The 14,592-nt window shown below is 61.9% G+C and carries 13 protein-coding genes; 4 read left to right on the top strand and 9 right to left on the bottom strand.

The window, feature by feature from the left end:
- Positions 1–326: 326 nt before the first annotated feature.
- Positions 327–1,781 carry a catalase gene (locus tag BLR92_RS07475; RefSeq protein ID WP_089727122.1) on the top strand — a complete coding sequence of 485 codons (1,455 nt, stop codon included), beginning with the start codon at positions 327–329 and terminating at the stop codon, positions 1,779–1,781.
- Between the two features lie 154 nt (positions 1,782–1,935).
- Here the strand turns inward: BLR92_RS07475 and BLR92_RS07470 are convergent, their stop codons facing one another.
- Positions 1,936–2,244 (bottom strand): hypothetical protein, encoded by a 309-nt coding sequence (locus BLR92_RS07470; RefSeq protein ID WP_089727120.1) that lies wholly within the window; start codon positions 2,242–2,244, stop codon positions 1,936–1,938.
- Positions 2,245–2,445: 201 nt separating this feature from the next.
- On the opposite strand from BLR92_RS07470, the gene BLR92_RS07465 reads away from it, so the two are divergent.
- Positions 2,446–3,765 (top strand): PQQ-dependent sugar dehydrogenase, encoded by a 1,320-nt coding sequence (locus BLR92_RS07465; RefSeq protein ID WP_089727118.1) that lies wholly within the window; start codon positions 2,446–2,448, stop codon positions 3,763–3,765.
- Between the two features lie 44 nt (positions 3,766–3,809).
- Entirely contained in the window at positions 3,810–4,079 is a 270-nt protein-coding gene (locus BLR92_RS07460; protein ID WP_089727116.1) for a hypothetical protein, read from the top strand.
- Positions 4,080–4,106: 27 nt separating this feature from the next.
- On the opposite strand, the gene BLR92_RS07455 is transcribed toward BLR92_RS07460, so the two are convergent.
- The 4 genes from BLR92_RS07455 to BLR92_RS07440 all read right to left on the bottom strand — a co-directional run bounded on the left by BLR92_RS07455 (position 4,107) and on the right by BLR92_RS07440 (position 9,090).
- A complete protein-coding gene (locus BLR92_RS07455) occupies positions 4,107–5,474 on the bottom strand; it encodes a TRAP transporter large permease (protein WP_089727114.1) in 1,368 nt (455 codons plus the stop codon).
- 3 nt (positions 5,475–5,477) lie between these two features.
- A complete protein-coding gene (locus tag BLR92_RS19925) occupies positions 5,478–6,590 on the bottom strand; it encodes a TRAP transporter small permease subunit (protein ID WP_089727112.1) in 1,113 nt (370 codons plus the stop codon).
- A gap of 78 nt (positions 6,591–6,668) precedes the next feature.
- Positions 6,669–7,823 carry a TRAP transporter substrate-binding protein DctP gene (gene dctP, locus BLR92_RS07445; RefSeq protein ID WP_089727111.1) on the bottom strand — a complete coding sequence of 385 codons (1,155 nt, stop codon included), beginning with the start codon at positions 7,821–7,823 and terminating at the stop codon, positions 6,669–6,671.
- Between the two features lie 550 nt (positions 7,824–8,373).
- Complete coding sequence (locus BLR92_RS07440) at positions 8,374–9,090, bottom strand: YebC/PmpR family DNA-binding transcriptional regulator (RefSeq protein WP_089727109.1); 717 nt, start codon at positions 9,088–9,090, stop codon at positions 8,374–8,376.
- A gap of 173 nt (positions 9,091–9,263) precedes the next feature.
- On the opposite strand from BLR92_RS07440, the gene BLR92_RS07435 reads away from it, so the two are divergent.
- Positions 9,264–9,761, top strand: coding sequence for a DUF3291 domain-containing protein (locus BLR92_RS07435; RefSeq protein ID WP_089727107.1), 498 nt, complete (start codon positions 9,264–9,266; stop codon positions 9,759–9,761).
- 47 nt (positions 9,762–9,808) lie between these two features.
- Here BLR92_RS07435 and ftsH read toward each other — a convergent pair whose 3' ends face one another.
- The 4 genes from ftsH to BLR92_RS07415 form a co-directional block, all read right to left on the bottom strand.
- A complete protein-coding gene (gene ftsH, locus BLR92_RS07430; RefSeq protein WP_217636549.1) occupies positions 9,809–11,746 on the bottom strand; it encodes an ATP-dependent zinc metalloprotease FtsH in 1,938 nt (645 codons plus the stop codon).
- Between the two features lie 182 nt (positions 11,747–11,928).
- Positions 11,929–12,696: an ABC transporter permease gene (locus BLR92_RS07425; RefSeq protein WP_089727102.1), complete on the bottom strand. Its 768-nt coding sequence runs from the start codon at positions 12,694–12,696 to the stop codon at positions 11,929–11,931.
- A gap of 69 nt (positions 12,697–12,765) precedes the next feature.
- The gene (locus BLR92_RS07420) at positions 12,766–13,749 is read right to left on the bottom strand and encodes an ABC transporter substrate-binding protein (RefSeq protein ID WP_089727101.1); all 984 of its coding nucleotides are present in this window, start codon (positions 13,747–13,749) and stop codon (positions 12,766–12,768) included.
- Positions 13,746–14,519 (bottom strand): ABC transporter ATP-binding protein, encoded by a 774-nt coding sequence (locus BLR92_RS07415; RefSeq protein WP_089727099.1) that lies wholly within the window; start codon positions 14,517–14,519, stop codon positions 13,746–13,748. The genes BLR92_RS07420 and BLR92_RS07415 overlap by 4 nt, the downstream gene beginning before the upstream one ends.
- Between the last annotated feature and the right edge of the window lie 73 nt (positions 14,520–14,592).

Below are 14,592 nucleotides of genomic sequence, written 5' to 3'. Positions count from 1 at the left end.
GGGTCGGATAACCCGACCCTATGGCCCATCGAATGACGATGCCGGGCCGTCAGCGGCAGGCTCCCATGACACGGGCCTTGCGGCTCTTGCGCCGTGGCTTGGGCACGAAGTATCGCAATGCAGGGCGGGCAGCGGACGCCTTATCCGCGCCGCCGGCCGTTGGACAGTCATCGTGTTTTCTAACTATATATTCCTGTGAGTGTTTATTCAGGCATGCGCCGTGAACGTCAGCCACGCAAGGCCGCAAACGGATTGCGTGGTCGCGACCTGCCAGCTTGAAAAATGCGCGTGGCCCTGTCACCACGCCATCACAGGGAGAGATCACCGTGACGAGCGACAATCGCAAGCCAACGACGACCGACGCCGGGATTCCGGTCGCGAGCGACGAACATTCCCTATCCATCGGCCCCGACGGCCCATTGCTTCTGCACGACCACTACCTGATCGAGCAGATGGCGATGTTCAACCGCGAGCGCATTCCCGAGCGCCAGCCCCACGCCAAGGGTGGCGGCGCCTTCGGCCACTTCGAGGTCACCGACGATGTCAGCCAGTACACCAAGGCTGCGGTGTTCCAGCCGGGCACCAAGACGGAGACGGTGATTCGCTTCTCCACCGTTGCCGGCGAGCGCGGCAGCCCCGACACCTGGCGCGATCCACGCGGCTTTGCCCTCAAGTTCTATACGTCCGAGGGCAACTACGACATGGTGGGCAACAACACGCCGGTGTTCTTCGTCCGCGATCCGATGAAGTTCCAGCATTTCATTCGTTCCCAGAAGCGCCGCGCGGATAATCACCTGCGCGACCACGACATGCAATGGGATTTCTGGACGCTGTCGCCGGAGTCGTCGCATCAGGTCACCTGGCTGATGGGCGATCGCGGCATTCCCAAGACCTGGCGCCACATGAACGGCTATTCCAGCCATACCTACATGTGGGCGAATGCGCAGGGCGAGAAGTTCTGGGTCAAGTACCACTTCAAGACCGATCAGGGCGTCGAGTGCCTCACCCAGGAAGAGGCCGACCGGCTGGCCGGTGAAGACGGCGACTACCATACCCGTGACCTGTATGATGCGATCGAGCGCGGCGACCACCCGAGCTGGACGCTGTACATGCAGATCATGCCGTTCAAGGAAGCCGAAACCTATCGCTTCAACCCGTTCGACCTGACCAAGGTGTGGCCGCATGGCGACTACCCGCTGATCAAGGTCGGCAGACTGACCCTGGACCGTAACCCGACGGACTACCATGCCGAGATCGAACAGGCGGCATTCGAGCCCAACAACCTCGTGCCGGGTATCGGCATCAGCCCCGACAAGATGCTGATCGGGCGTGTCTTCTCCTACGCCGATGCCCACCGCCACCGCCTGGGCGTCAACTACAAGCAGATCCCGGTGAACTCGCCCAAGGTGCCGGTGCACAGCTACAGCAAGGACGGGGCGATGCGGATCAACAACGTCTCGGACCCGGTGTACGCGCCCAACTCCAAGGGCGGCCCGAGCGCCGATGGCGAGCGCTACCCGGCCGATTCGACCTGGGAAACCAGTGGCGACATGGTTCGTGCCGCCTACACCCTGCGACAGGATGACGATGACTTCGGCCAGGCCAACACGATGATCAACAAGGTCATGGACGAGGACGCGCGCGCTCGCTTGGTTTCCAACGTCGTCGGCCACCTCAAGGGCGGCGTTAAGGAGCCGGTGCTGTCGCGGGCCTTCGAGTACTGGAAGAATATCGATCCGGAGATCGGTGCACGGATCGAGAGGGGAGTGAAAGAAGGCTGATCGTATCGCCTCATCGCCGGCCCGCTAACCGAGGTGTTGGCGGGCCGGCTTTGTCTTATGACTTGAAATTTGCCCTGCCTGACTAAAAACGCTCCATCCGCCAATGGGCCGGATGGAGCGTTTTAACGGTCGCTACAGGTGCGTCAATTCCCGATTACCATTGCTCTTCTTCGAAAAGCTCTGCCTTGGCGTCACGCATAACGTATTCGCAGGCAGCCTGATGGGCGAATTGCGTGAGCAGGTTCTGGGTTACTTCAAAGCCTTTTCCCAGGCAGATATCGACATCCTGGCGGCTGACTTGAGGGGTTACGTTGCAATCGATCGTGATCGTTCTTCCGCTACCGTCCAGCTTGTCGGCGAATGCCCGGATAAGCCAGGCGATGCGCTCTTTGAAGCTGGCTGATTCTTCCACGCCTTCGTTTACGTTAAACGTGCACTGCCATTCGGGTCTGTATACCTTCATGAGAACCTCCCGTGCTGGCTTGGTAAGAATGATCGATCGTGTTGTCTGCTCCGAATGTGGAAATGTTACAAGGTGATCATACAAGATTTCAGCCGCTGGGACAGGTCTGTTCTTGGGGCGTATTCAAGCGACGGGTCAATGGGCACCAGCGGCTAACGTAAGCTGAGTTGAGTGCTACGATGATTTGAAAAGGATATCGCTATGACCCTGCACCGTCCGGCTGCTTTCACATTCCTCGCGCTAACCTTGACCGCCTGTGGCGATATGGCCCGTCTACCGATATCCGCCGGGACCGGTCCCGATCCCGTATTGCCGCCGCCCAATACGTCATTGATCCCGACGGTGAACATAGCCCCGGCCACGGGCTGGCCCGAAGGCGGCAAGCCACGGGCCGCGCCGGGCACCGAAGTGGTGGCGTTCGCCGATGGGCTCGATCACCCGCGCTGGCTGTATGTGCTGCCCAACGGCGATGTGCTGGTGGCCGAAACCAATCGCCCACCCAAGGAGTCGGGCGGGCTCAAGGCCTGGGTCATGGGCTGGTTCATGAAGAAGGCCGGTGCCGGCGGCAAGAGCGCCGACCGCATCACCCTGCTGCGCGATACCGACGCCGATGGCGTGGCCGATCAGCGCTCGGTATTCCTCGATGACTTGCATTCGCCCTTCGGCATGGCGCTGGTCGGCAACGATTTCTACGTGGCCAATACCGATGCCGTGGTGCGCTTTCCCTACGAGGAGGGCCAGACCCGGATCACCGCGCCGGGCGAAACGGTCGTCGAGCTGCCCGCCGGCCCGATCAACCACCACTGGACCAAGAGCCTGGTCGCCAGCCCCGACGGCAGCAAGCTCTATGTGGGGGTGGGTTCGAACAGCAATGTGGGCGAAAACGGCATGGAAAACGAACGGGGACGCGCCGCCATTTGGGAAATCGATCCCGACACCGGCGAGCATCGCATTTATGCCTCGGGGCTGCGCAATCCGGTCGGCATGGCCTGGCAGACCGAGAACGATGAAGAAAGCGGCGAGCTGTGGGTGGCGGTCAACGAGCGCGATATGCTGGGCAGCGATCTGGTGCCGGATTACATGACCTCGGTTCAGGAGGGCGGCTTCTACGGCTGGCCGTACAGCTATTTCGGCCAGCACGTGGACGAGCGGGTCGAGCCGCAACGCCCCGAACTGGTCGAGCGCGCCATCGTCCCCGATTATGCCCTCGGGCCGCATACCGCCTCGCTGGGGCTGACGTCGGCCGAGGGCAACACCTTGCCCGAACGCTTCGCCAGCGGCATGTTCGTCGGCCAGCACGGCTCCTGGAATCGTAAGCCACGCAGCGGCTACAAGGTGATCTTCGTGCCGTTCGAAGGTGGCATGCCTGCCGGTGAGCCGATCGATGTGCTGACCGGGTTCGTCAACGAGGATGGCGAAGCGCTCGGCAGGCCGGTGGGTGTGGCCATTGCCGAGGACGGCGCACTGCTGGTGGCGGACGATGTCGGCAATATCATCTGGCGGGTGAGTGGAGCGCGCTGAGCGCTTCATGGCGAGGCGGCAGGGCGGTAGAAAGGGGTGGGGAAATGGACGAAGACTTGAAAGGCATGACCCGCGAGGAACTCATCTCGGAGGTGACGGCCCTGCGCGAGGCGATTCGGCAGCACCGGGACTGCAGCGGGCACGATCTCTGCTGGCATCACCCCCAACTGTGGGCCCTGCTACCCGACACGAGCGACCTGGCGCCGGTGGTGCCCGAATGGCCCGAGTTCATGCGGGGCTGTATCCGCTATCGCCAATCCCTCGATGAACAACTGCCGAACGCCCCGCGCACTCATGCGCCGTATCGGGAGTGACCCTGGTTTGCGGGCCATCTATGCCATCTATCCGCTGTAGATCTGGCGCGGCAGCCACAGGGCGATTTCCGGGAAGACGATGCACAATGCCAGCCCCGTGGCCTGCAGGGCAATGAACGGCAGGCTGGAGCGGTAAATGGTGGCCATGGTGACTTCCGGCGGTGCCACGCTCTTGAGGTAGAACAGCGAATAACCGAACGGTGGGCTCAGGAACGAGATCTGCAGATTGACCATGTAGACCACGCCGTACCACAGGGCTACCTCTTCCGGCGCCACGCCGGGCAGGCCGAACACGCCGTTGAAGGGCAGCGAGGTGATCAATGGCACGAAGATGGGCACCGTCAGCAACAGGATGCCCACCCAATCCAGGAACATGCCCAGAAGGACCAGTATGAACATCATGATGAGAAGGATGCCGTAGGACCCAAGGTCGGTGCTCAGCAGCATGTCGGCGACGAATTCCTGGCCACCGCTGAGAATGTAGAACCCCACGAATATGGTGGCGCCGAACACGATCCACAGCACCATGGCGGTGGCCTTGAGCGTGGTCAGCGCGGCATCGCGAACCGCAATGAGGTTCAAGCGCCGGTGCAACGCCGCCACCACCAGGGCGCCGAAGGTGCCGATGCCCGCCGCTTCCACCGGGGTCGCGATACCGGTGAAGATCACGCCCAGCACCAGCGTCACCAGAAAGATCGGCGCGATCATGCCGCGCAGCAGGCGAACTTTCTCGCGCACGCTGACCCGTTCCTCGACCGGCAATGGAGGGCCGAGGCTCGGGTTGATCGTGCAGCGGATGGTGATATAGATGACGTACAAACTGGACAGCAGAAGGCCGGGAATGACCGCGCCGATGAAGAGCTGGCCCACCGATTGCTGCGCGATGACCGCGTACAGGATGGCCAGTATGGACGGTGGAATCAGAATGCCTAGCGTGCCGCCGGCGAGAATCGCACCGCACGCCAGGGTCGGCGAGTAAAAGCGTTTGAGCATGGCGGGCAGGGCGATGATGCCCATGGTGACCTCGGTGGCGCCGATCACGCCGGCCATCGCCGCCATGATGGTCGAGGCCACCACCGCCGCCGTGGCCAGCCCGCCGCGCAGCCCGCCGAGCAGCTTGTAGACCATGTCGAACAGCTCTTCTATCACTCCCGCTCGTTCCAGCATGGTCGCCATGAAAATGAACAGCGGTACCGCCGAAAGCTGGTAGTTGGTCATCATCGGGAAGATGCGCGAGGGCAGGATGTTGAGCATCGCCCAATCGCCGAACAGGAACAGGAAGATGCAGCCGAGGCCGCCGGTGGCGAACCCCAGCGGCAAGCCGGCCATGAGTACGACGATCAGCGACAGCGACATCCACAGGGTGAGCCACTCGATACCGATTTCCCAACCCATGGGCTAGCCCTCCCCGCGCTTGAGCATCAGGACATTGCGCACCAGGTCCGCCAGCCCCTGCAGTAGGATCAGGGCCGCGCCAATGGGTATGGCCAGTTTTACCGGCCAGTATTGAATGCCCCACTCGGTGAACGACACTTCGCTCGCGCCGAACGAGTCGTGGAAGAACGTCCAGCCCGTCCACAGCAACGTACCGACGAAGATAAAGAAGAAAACCGACGTGACTACGTCCATGACGGCTCGGGCGCGCAGCGAAAGGTAGTTGTAGAGCACGTCCACGCGCACATGCGAGCCTTCACGCAGCGCATAGGCGCCGGAGAGCAGGTACTGCATGCCGAACATCAGAAACATGCTCTCGTGTACCCAATTGGTGGGCGAGTTGAACACGTAACGGGCGATGACTTCGTAGTAGTAGGCGAACACGGCGATGACCGACCATAGCGCCACGAACTCGCCGACTACGCTATTCATGCGGTCTATTCGGTCGGCGAACGGCGAAACCGTATTGACGCCGGGAATGCGCGGCTCCCCGGCTGCGTAGCTTTCGCGATCCGAGCCAGGGTCCTGCAGAGGCTGCTCGCGAGCGGCTCGGCGGCGCACCATACCCGGCAGTCTGACCGCGTCCACCAGCAGCAGCAGCAGGATAATCACAGCGCAAACGCTGGCGATCCAATGCCAGCGGCGGTATTCGGTAGTGCTACGCTCCAGGGTGGACTGGGCGCTGGCAAGTTCGCTGCGGGCCTGTTCGGCCAGTTGCACGGCGGCCTCATCGCCCGTGGCCGCGCTGGCCTCGTAGCGCTCCACCATGAACTCGGCGATATCGATCTGGTTGCGCGCCGCTGAAACGTCGATGCGTGCTTCGCGATCCTGGGCATTGGCCAGCAAGATGACCAGGAACAGTGGAATGAATACGACACCCAGCGCGCTGCGCAGATAGAAGCGGTGCAGGCCCACGAAACCGCCGGTGACCAGCAATAGATAGGCAACACCCTTGGTGACGCTTGGCGCGTTTTCGGGCCGGGCACGCCTGTGCACCAGGTAAAGCGCGATCAGCGGGAATACGATCAGCCCCACCCAGTATATCCAGTGGGGCAGCTCGAAAGTCAGGTTGGGCATGGCGCACGACTCTCCACCGAGCCCGGCCCCGGCAGTGCCGGGGTCGGGTGTCCTGGAATATTATGCATGGATGCCACGTCACACGTTCAAGGACTGGCCCTTGATCATGTCCGGCGTCACATAGCCGGTCTGTGGGGATAGCATGTAGTCGAGTTGGATCTGGAAGATACGGGCCGCGGCCTTGCTCTTGTTGGCCCAGGCGTACCAGCGCGGCACGGCGAGTTTGGTGAATTCCACCACGTCCTCGGCGCCCAGGCGCGTGACGATGGTACCGGCTTCCTGGAACTTGACCCAGGCCTCCATGTCCGCTTTCTGGATCTTGGCGTGGTGGATATCCGAGTAGGCATGCACTTCCATCTCGACGAACTGTTTCATCTCGTCGGATAGCGCATTCCACTGCCGCATGCCCACGGTCAGGTCCATCAGGTCGACCGGTTGATAGATCGACAGGAAACCGGGTGGGCCGGTGACGATGAAGTCGGTCACCTCGTGGAAGCCGAGGGCGTAGTTGACCGCCGGACCGGTGTAGTCGGCAACATCGATGGTGCCTTTCTCCAGGGCCGGGAATATCTCGCTGCCGGGCAACAGGGTGGTCCTGGCGCCGGCGGCCTGAAATACCTCCGCCACCATGCCGCCGGGTACGCGCATCTTGCGCCCTCGGAAATCGTCGATCGAGCGGATCGGAACCTTGGAGTGAATGATATTGGCGTCGTGCTGGATCGGACCCACATAGTACATGCCCTGCTCCGCGAACAGCTCTCGCGCGATTTCCAGTCCGCCCAGGCTGTAGAAGAAGGTGTCCCATTCCGAAGGCTTGCGCAGCCCCAACGGGTAGGAACTCAGGAACACGGAAGCAGGCATGCGCCCGGCCCAGTACAGGGTGAACGGGTTCATGGCGTCGAGCACGCCATTCTTGACTGCGTCGAAGAGCTGGAAGTCACCTACGATGGCCTTGGCGCCGAAGCCCTGGAAGGCCAGCTCACCACCGGTCTTTTCGACGATGGTCTTGCACCAGTCCTCGAATATTTTCAGGCCGATGCCACCCGGCCACGAGGTCTGGATCTTCCAGGTCGTGGTCTTGCCGGTCTGGGCATTGCCGATGTAGGGGAAGCCAAGTGCCGCGGTGGCGCCCAATGCGGCACCGGCCTTGAGTAACTTGCGCCGCCCGGTATTGCCGGGATTGTCCGTGGGCGCGGCTGCGTCTGTCGGATTGGTCTTTTTACGTTCGCTCATCTTGCCGTCCTCTTGTGTCGAGGCGGTGATCGTGCGACTTGGCACGAAGGCCGCAGGCGTGGCACGCAGCCACCCAGCCGAGTTCCTTCGCTACCGTCCCCGGCCACTTTCATGGCGCTGTAACAACAGGCTGTCCAGGGTAGTGAAATCAGGGCTTTCCTATTGGCGGCAACGGCGTTATGCCGAGTGCCGGCGCGCGCGAACGCGGCGATTCAAGCCGGTTTCACAATCGGACGGAAAGTGTGTATTCACCCTTGCGTGACGGTATCTCCTGAACTCTTGTCGTTATTATCAGGCCGTTGCCACTCGCGTTATGGCGAGCGAGTCTGATCGGCAACTCTAGTTCGGTATAGTTTCTAAGTGTGGGAAGCGCAAGCAAGGGGAAAATAACCGCAAGACGGCACAGGGCGAGGGGTAATGGCGGGAGTATGAGCCAGAAGGTTAGATGCTGGCTCATGGATGAGTTGTCGGGTCCTTATAATTAATTACACGGGCCGACAATTGAGTCTTGTCGAATTCACGCATCTTTTAATGCGTTACCGGTGCGCCATTATGCCTCTGCGTTGTGATAAACGTTCTGCACATCATCCAGATCGTTGAGCATGTCGAGAAATTTCTCGAACATCGCCACGTCGTCGCCTTCGATGGGTGTGGTGGTCTGCGGCAAAAACTGTATTTCATCGACCTCGAAATCGATCTCGCCGAAGGCATCGATCAAGGCTTGCTTGGCCTTGGCGTATTCGGTGTGCGGCGCGAACACGGTGATCTGGGCATTTTCGCTTTCGATATCGGTGACATCGACATCGGCTTCCATCAGCGCCTCGAGCACGCCATCTTCGTCTTCGCCATCAAAGGACAGGATCGCGCAATGATCGAACATATGGCTGACGCTGCCCGGCGTGCCGATCTTGCTCTTGGTCTTGGTGAAGCAGGAGCGCACATCGCCGAAGGTGCGGTTGGGGTTGTCGGTGAGGCAGTCGACGATCACCATGCAATTGCCGGGGCCGAAGCCTTCGTAGCGCGCCACGGAGAAGTCCTCGCCGCCGCCGCCCTTGGCCTTGTCGAGGGCCTTTTCGATGACATGCGACGGCACCTGATCCTTCTTGGCGCGCTCGATCAGACCCCGCAGCGTCAGGTTGCCTCCCGGGTCGACACCGCCAGCCTTGGCGCACACATAGATTTCGCGGCCGTATTTGCTGTAAACCTTGGCTTTGGCATCGGCCGTCTTGGCCATGGATTCCTTGCGGTTCTGGAAGGCCCTACCCATGTCGCTATCCCATCGAATCGTTATCGAAGCACGAATTTTACTGAACAACGCAGGGCGGTAACAGGGTTAATTCGCCGCGCTGTTGCAGGCCGGTACTGGAATGCGCGATAAGTAACACCCTGAATGGTGCCTGGACTTGGCAGGCATCGGTCATGACAACCGGGAGTCGCGACGTGTCTTCTTTCAAGCTGGCCCAACTGAACATCGCCCACCTGGTGGCGCCTATCGATTCACCCGCCCTGGCGGATTTCGTTGCCAATCTCGATCGCATCAATACGCTCGCGGAACGCTCGCCTGGGTTCGTCTGGCGTCTCCAGACCGACGACGGTGACGCCACCGCCATCGATTACTTCGGTAACGACGTCATCGTCAACATGACGGTCTGGGACGATGTCGAGTCCCTGCACGATTACGTCTATCGATCCGTGCATGTCGAAATCATGCGCCGGAAGAAAGAGTGGTTCCATAAGATGCGCGAAGCGCACATGGTCTTATGGTGGGTGCCCGCAGGGCATTATCCGTCGGTCGAGGAAGCCGAGGCGAAACTGCGCCAGCTACGCGAACATGGACCGACGGCCCAGGCTTTCACATTCAAGACGACGTTTCCCTCGCCGGACGCGGCCGATGTGCAACGCACGACGGATATGGGGGAGCCCTGTCCGGCGCCGTGACGTCTGGCCGGAGTGCAGCAGTGGCGATTGCCCCGACCGTCACCCGCTCACGTCTCGTGCGATTTCACGGGGGCATCGAGGATGCGCTGAATCTCGTCGATCTCCAGTGTCTCGCGCTCCTCCAGCGTGGCGGCGAGGGCATCGAGACGATCTCGATGGCGCTCGAGCAACTCTCGGGCATGCGCCTCGATGGCACCGAGCAGCTTGCGGATCTCTGCGTCGATGATGGCGGCCGTGGCTTCGCTGTGCTCGCGCCCCTGGCTGATTTCCTTGCCCAGGAAGACGTGCTGCTCGCTCTGTGGGAAGGCGGCCGGGCCGATGTGTTCGTTCATGCCCCAGTGGGCGATCATGCGCCGGGCGAGCTGGGTGGCCTGGCGCAGGTCGTCCTCGGCGCCGCTGCTGACCTCGCCGAAGACAATGGACTCGGCCAGGCGGCCGCCGAACATCACGCCGATGCGATCCTTGAGATAGGACTCGTGGAAGTTGTAGCGTTCCTCGTCGGGCACCTGGGCGGTGACTCCCAGGGCGCGGCCGCGGGGAATCACCGTGACCTTTTCCAGCGGGTCGGCGTGGGGTAGCAGGTAGGCCAGCAGGGCATGGCCCGATTCGTGATAGGCGACCACGTGCCGCTCGCGTTCGACCAACCCGGCCTCGCGCACCTCGCCTAGCAGCAGGCGGTCGCGGGCGTCGGTGAAACAGGCCCAGTCGACTTCCGTGCGTTCGCGCCGCCCAGCCAGCAGCGCCGCCTCGTTGACCAGGTTGGCAAGATCGGCGCCGGAAAAGCCGATGGTGATCTCGGCCAGGCGCGCCAGCTCGACGTCGTCAGTCAGCGGGACGCTTTCGGTGTGGACCTTGAGAATCGCGCGCCGCGCCTCGCGGTGGGGCAGGTCCAGGGTGATCTTGCGATCGAAGCGGCCGGGGCGCAGCAGGGCCGGGTCGAGCACGTCCGGGCGGTTGGTGGCGGCCAGCACCACTACCGATTCGTCGACCTCGAAACCATCCATCTGCGAGAGGATCTGGTTCAACGTCTGCTCGCGCTCATCGTGCCCGCCACCCATGCCGGCGCCGCGAGAGCGGCCGATGGCATCGAGTTCGTCGATGAAGATCACCGCCGGGGATGCCTCGCGTGCCTGCTTGAACAGATCGCGTACCCGCGAGGCGCCGACGCCGACGAACATCTCGATGAAATCCGAGCCGCTGATGCTGAAGAAGGGCACCTCGGCCTCGCCGGCGACGGCTCGAGCCATGAGTGTCTTGCCGGTGCCGGGTGGCCCCATCATCAGGATGCCGCGGGGAATCCGGGCACCGAGCTGGCGAAAGCGCTCGGGCCGCCTGAGGAATTCCACCACCTCGCTGATCTCCTGCTTGGCATTTTCCGAGCCGGCGACGTCGCCCATGCGCGTGCTGGTGTCCTCGCGCTGGACTCTTTTGGCCTTCGACTGGCCCATGCCGAACGGGCCGCCGCCCGACATCGCCCGCTGCTGCATGCGGTTCCAGAACCAGAACAGCAGGGCGAGCATCAAAATCCACGGCAGGGCGCCGACCAGGATACGCTGCCACCACGGCGGGTCGACCGGCTCGGCGATGATGTCGATGCCGTTGTTCTCGAGCCGTCGCAGCAGTCTCTCGCCGGTGTCGATCGGGCGCACGGTCTCGAAGGCCCCGGTCTCGCCCACGTCGTCGTAGGCCTGGCGTCCCTGTTCGTTGAGCGTGCCGTCGACTCGCTGACCCTGGAGAGTCACCTCGCTGACCTGGCCGCTGTCGACGGCCTGGAGGAATTCGCTGTAGGTGAGTTGGGTGACTTGAGGCTGGCGTAGCGTGTCGGCGTAGTAGAAGAGCAGCAGGATCCCCAGCGCGAACCAGAGAAATACGGCCCACTGGCGGGGGCCGCCCTGCGGAGCCTGCTGCGGCGCCGACCATCGCGAGGGCTGTTCGGATTGCGTTTGCTGCTTCCCTGGTTGCTGCCTGTCCTTGCGTCGCGTCATGAGACCCCTGTGTAACGTCGGGTGTCCTTTGACCATGGTCGCTTGCCCGGCTTATTACAAGTGAGCGGCGAGGCCTGTCGTCGCGAAGAAACGGGGCGGCATTACGGCAAGATCCACTTGCAATTCTGAGCGATGGGAAAGACTGAGCGGGCCGGTGTTCGGCCCGCTGCGTGGAACTATGGCTAGAGGTACTGGTAGCGCAGCAAGCGATGCTTGATGCTCTCCAGGATTACCTGATCGATCACGGCGGCGAGCACGGCGATGACCAGGATGTTGGTCATGACCCCGGTCATATCGGCGATCTCGCCCGAGTAGGCCAGCGAACGCCCGAGCCCGGCACTGAAACCGACGATCATCTCGGCGGAGATCAGCGCGCGCCAGGCGTTGCCGAAGGCCAGTTGCGCGCCGGTGATCAGTTCCGGTGTCACCGCCGGGAAGTAGACCCGGCGCAACAGTTGCGAGCGTGAAGCGCCCATCACGCGTGCGGCCGAGATGTGCACCTTCTCGACGCTCTCGGTGGCGTTCATCACGCTCAGCGCGGTGGGGAAGAAGGCACCGATGGCGACCACGACGATGATCGGCAGGTTGCCGAAGCCCATCAGGATCAGGAACAGCGGCACCCAGGCGATCGAGGGGATTGACTGCAGGATGATGATGGCCGCCTTGAGCGGACTGCGCACGGCATTCAGCGTGCCGCCCAGCAGGCCCAGGACGATGCCGAACAGCAGGGCCAGGCCGTAACCGATACCCAACCGACTCATGCTATTGGCCAGGCCCTCGTAGAATTCGCTGCTGTTGAGCTCCTGCCATAGCCGGACGAAAGCCGCGGGCACGTTGGGCATCAGGAAGTCGGGCAGGAACCACGCCGCCACCTGCCAGAAGAACAGGATGATGACGATGGCGACCAGGTAAGCGCTTTTACTGCGCACACCACTCGCTTGAGCACTCATGAATCGGAATAACCCTTCAGATTAGTGAATCAACGCCGGCGCGTTATGACCGAGCCGGCTAACGGTGGGCTAGAGTGTGCGTGCCTGCTGCCAGGAAAGGTCCAGCAGGGCATCGACATCGAACGGCTCGTCGCTGGCCGGCAGGATGCCCTGCTCCTGCATGATCGCGGCAAGCTCCTTCATTCGCGCGATGTCCTGATCGGTCAGTTTCGAGCTGAAGTCCTGGGTGGTAATGGCCTGTTCGATCACGGCCTCACTGGAGACCTCGCCCTGCTCGAGTGTTTGCAGCGTCGGCTCGGCGATAAAGTATTCGGTAATCAGCGGCGCCGCCTCGGCGGGCTTTTCTTCGAGCATGCGGATGGCGTCGCGCTGAGCATCGAGTGCTGCCCAAACGGCTTTTTCGCGTTTTTCCAGCGTTTCGCCCGAAGTAATCACGACCATGCACGGGAACGGCCAGACCTCGCCAATCTCGTAGATCTGTTCGACCGGTGCCACGAGTTGTGCGATGCGATCATAGGGCTCGAACAGGAAGGCGGCATCGACGCGCCCACCGACCAATGATTGCACGGCGACGGCCGGCGCCACGCCCATGATGTTGAGATCGGACGGCTCGAGCCCGGCGTCGGCCAGCATCACACCCTTGAGCACGATATCCGCCGTGCTGCCCTGCTTCTGCGAGGCCAGGCTCTTGCCCTCCAGACCGGCGACTTCCTCTATGCCGGAATCGTTACGCACCAGCAGTGAGTGATAACCGCGCTGGGCGCCGCCGACGATCTTGAGATCGGCGCCGCGCGAGGCCCAGGTGAAGGCATTGGAAAAACCCAGCACGCCGATATCCAGGCCGCCGCCGACGATCGCCTTGATCAGGTCGGTGCCGGAACTGAACTCGATCAGATCGGCATTCAGGCCATATTTTTCATAAAGCCCGGCTTCATAAGCGAGCATGACCTGAGCATCGTCCATGACCCGGACATAACCGACGCGGAAGTCTTCCGCGGCAAAAGCGGGGATGGTCAACAGAGCTAGCAGAGGGGCCAGAATCCAGCGCTTCATAGGTTCACTCCTTCAACGTTGGTGTTTTTTGCTTTGGAACCGGCATCGATGCCCAGCAGTTCGAGAACTTCCCGGCGCTCGGCGGCGAAGTCGGAGAGATCATGGGTCTTGGGAATGTGCCCCAGTTGAACTTCCTTGAGCACGCTGGCAGGGCGCTGACTGAAGACCAGTACGCGGTCGGCAAGATAGAGCGCTTCGTCGACATCGTGGGTGACCAGCAGCACGGTCGGGCACTCTTCGGAAATAAGCTCCTTGAGCACGCTCTGCAGGGTCATGCGGGTCAACGCATCCAGCGCGCCGAACGGCTCGTCCAGCAACAGCACCTGGGGGCGGGCGATAAACGCGCGAGCCAGTGCCGCACGCTGGCGCATGCCACCGGAAACCTGGTGAGGGTAGTAGCCTTCGAAGCCATCGAGCTGAACGCGTGATAGCCACTGCCGGGCCTCGCTCTTGGCGACCGCCCGTGGCCGGTTCTGGAATTCCAGCGCCAGGGCGACGTTGTCGACCAGTGTCAGCCAGGGGTAGAGCGCATGTTCCTGAAAGACCAGGGTGCGCTGCGGAGAGGGCGACTCGATGGTCGCGGCATCGGCGCTCAAGCTGCCCGATGTCGGCGTCTGCAGCCCGGCGACCATATGCAGCAGCGTCGACTTGCCACAGCCGGATGGACCCACTAGGGCGACGATTTCGCCGCTGTGGATCGTGTTGTCGAATTGCTTGATGACTTCGAGGCTGCCGAAGGTCTTGGCAACCCGGTCGAAACGCAGCTCCATATGCCCATCCCGAATAAGTTTATATTCTATAAAAGAATAGATATTAAAAATCTTATAACTTTTCTCTTGAAAA

The sequence above is a fragment of the Modicisalibacter muralis genome (genome assembly GCF_900102945.1).
Lineage (GTDB): Bacteria > Pseudomonadota > Gammaproteobacteria > Pseudomonadales > Halomonadaceae > Modicisalibacter > Modicisalibacter muralis.
This window is presented reverse-complemented; position numbering and strand designations above follow the sequence as displayed.

Coding starts and splice junctions, on each gene's coding strand:
- BLR92_RS07440 (WP_089727109.1), bottom strand. CDS start 9,090: ATGGGTAGGGCCTTCCAGAACCGCAAGGAATCCATGGCCAAGACGGCC.
- BLR92_RS07420 (WP_089727101.1), bottom strand. CDS start 13,749: ATGAAGCGCTGGATTCTGGCCCCTCTGCTAGCTCTGTTGACCATCCCC.
- BLR92_RS07470 (WP_089727120.1), bottom strand. CDS start 2,244: ATGAAGGTATACAGACCCGAATGGCAGTGCACGTTTAACGTAAACGAA.
- BLR92_RS07460 (WP_089727116.1), top strand. CDS start 3,810: ATGGACGAAGACTTGAAAGGCATGACCCGCGAGGAACTCATCTCGGAG.
- dctP (WP_089727111.1), bottom strand. CDS start 7,823: ATGAGCGAACGTAAAAAGACCAATCCGACAGACGCAGCCGCGCCCACG.
- BLR92_RS07455 (WP_089727114.1), bottom strand. CDS start 5,474: ATGGGTTGGGAAATCGGTATCGAGTGGCTCACCCTGTGGATGTCGCTG.
- BLR92_RS07465 (WP_089727118.1), top strand. CDS start 2,446: ATGACCCTGCACCGTCCGGCTGCTTTCACATTCCTCGCGCTAACCTTG.
- BLR92_RS07415 (WP_089727099.1), bottom strand. CDS start 14,519: ATGGAGCTGCGTTTCGACCGGGTTGCCAAGACCTTCGGCAGCCTCGAA.
- ftsH (WP_217636549.1), bottom strand. CDS start 11,746: ATGACGCGACGCAAGGACAGGCAGCAACCAGGGAAGCAGCAAACGCAA.
- BLR92_RS07425 (WP_089727102.1), bottom strand. CDS start 12,696: ATGAGTGCTCAAGCGAGTGGTGTGCGCAGTAAAAGCGCTTACCTGGTC.
- BLR92_RS19925 (WP_089727112.1), bottom strand. CDS start 6,590: ATGCCCAACCTGACTTTCGAGCTGCCCCACTGGATATACTGGGTGGGG.